This window comes from Rhizobium sp. PDO1-076 (genome assembly GCF_000247475.1).
Lineage (GTDB): Bacteria > Pseudomonadota > Alphaproteobacteria > Rhizobiales > Rhizobiaceae > Allorhizobium.
Genome location: NZ_AHZC01000259.1, coordinates 1 through 1,638, shown reverse-complemented (window position 1 = coordinate 1,638; position 1,638 = coordinate 1). Strand labels below are relative to the sequence as shown.

Annotated in this window: 1 protein-coding gene; it reads left to right on the top strand. The window is 49.1% G+C overall.

What is annotated here, in order from left to right; translation table 11 throughout:
* Positions 1–268: 268 nt before the first annotated feature.
* Complete coding sequence (locus PDO_RS14560) at positions 269–1,312, top strand: hypothetical protein (RefSeq protein ID WP_007603067.1); 1,044 nt, start codon at positions 269–271, stop codon at positions 1,310–1,312.
* The last annotated feature ends 326 nt before the right edge of the window (positions 1,313–1,638 follow it).

Here is a 1,638-nt window from a genome sequence, read left to right as displayed (position 1 = left end):
CCCGGAAAATACCTTGAACGATTAGACGACAAACGTTTCATATCATTCAAGTTCTTTGTGGACCGACACTTAGATCGCCGCAATCGACAAATATCCAACCGGAGCCAAGATTATTGCCGTTGCGTGTCCAGTTTGGCACAGCAGGCCGCCTGTGCTTCGGCTAGGTTCTCAACCAAACTGTACCAATTCAACAGAATTTCATGATCCAATCGGGCCTTCTCAGGCCTGGTGCAATGGACAAGATTTCGGAAAAGTAAGGATTAACGCAATGCCCCCCAGCGGAGTTCCAAGCAGCAAAGGTTCGCAGAGTTCCAGCCTCAGCAGTTTAATTGCTATATTTGAGTCGCGGCAAGTCACCAAAGGGCCGCAAGCCAAGAATGGGAAGTGGATCGCTGCGGTACCTGATTCTGACGTCGATATTTTGCAGTCGAACGATTATCGCAAAAAAAATAATTATCGCAACAAGAAAGCGGAACAAAATCCTGCGAAACGCGTCAATTATGTGCAATCTGGATCGCGTTGGGTGAAGGCTACCGAAGTCAAAACTAATTCTACGCAAGACAAAGCTCCTGAAATAGACATTGATTTTGAGATAGGCGATTTTGAGATAGACCAAGAGTCAGGCACGCGCGAGGACAGCTTGCCCTCGATTCTCCGCGGAACCTCTGGCAACGACGAGGAGGAGGAAAAGGCTAATCGGCTAAATTCGTCAAGCGGGAATTCCAAAATCGGCGTATCTTTAGGAGCGGAGCTGCATTCCGCCGATGCTAAAGCCAAACGTCGCGCCATGAGAATTTCCAAGAGTGACAAGGACAAGCTTTTTGCTGCCAACGAGTCCACGCTGATCAGGGCGTTCCGGACATTTACATCGGCGGCCTCAAATCTATGGCCGCCTATTGGCTCCAGGTTGGCTGCCGCCTTTGTGAGTGTGCAAGATGGAATTGTTGACCTTGTCTCTTCTTTGAAGTCGATGATCAAGATATGGATAAGGAATTCGAAACCGCAGACCTCCAAGTTCCGGACCTTCGCGCTTCAGATTTCCGAGCCTCGGATTTCCGGGCGTAATATTTCCGAGTTCGAGACCGTCGAGCCCGAGATCTCAGGTCCCGCGACTCTGCGCACACTTTTAGGTGAGGATGGCGCGACGCTTGATCACGCTCTTTTTAAGGAGTTCAGTGAGTTTGTTAAAAAATACGGCACTGAAACTTGCGATAGCTTAGAATATTGCACAGCCGGTAGTAGGGCCGATATTGAACCTGATCAATTAACACCTTTGGGTCGCTTTTTGAATTTCTATTCGGGGGGGCTATGACTCGAGGTCACGGCAATCCCGAACGAATTTTGCACTTAACGCCTGCAGAACAAAAGATTGCTAACCATGCGGCCGGTTATAACCTGTCTAAACAAAATTGGAAGGATCCGAAATTCGTCGCTCTCATTGATGGTAAGTTGAAGCACCATCGGGACGTGTTGGAAGGCGTAGTGGCGGAGTTTAATAAGTCCCGACTTGGTGAGAAGGTTTGACAACTTTGGCGCGGGCGATGACAAAGTCGCCCAGCCGCAAGTGTCTGTGCTGAAGTTGTGAGGATTAATTTCCTGTCGCAGCAGGTCTTCTCAATAAATACGGCCCTCTGGGCT